Source organism: Micrococcus sp. GbtcB5, from assembly GCF_019091605.1.
Taxonomy (GTDB): domain Bacteria; phylum Actinomycetota; class Actinomycetes; order Actinomycetales; family Micrococcaceae; genus Micrococcus; species Micrococcus luteus.
The window spans coordinates 1-228 of record NZ_JAGXJK010000671.1; the positions used below are offsets into that span (position 1 = coordinate 1).

Below are 228 nucleotides of genomic sequence, written 5' to 3' on the forward strand. Positions count from 1 at the left end.
GCCCCCCCCTGCTGGACCCGCCCGCCCGCCGGGGGTGCAAGCGTCGGCCCCTCGCAGAGCTCGAGGCCGCCGTCAGCGGCACGTTCCTCGCGACCGAGACCGCCAGCGCCCTCCACACCGCCGCGACCGCCGACGGCGAGGTGGCCCCCTCCACCGCCGCGCGTACCCAGAGCGGGCCCGGCGGGCTGGACGTCGACGGCGCGGCCGCGGCGGTCGCGCTGCGTGCCA

At 81.1% G+C, this 228-nt stretch carries 1 pseudogene; it reads left to right on the forward strand.

The features are described from left to right. Nucleotides 1-228: pseudogene (locus tag KVS67_RS13910) on the forward strand (hypothetical protein); the annotation flags it as partial.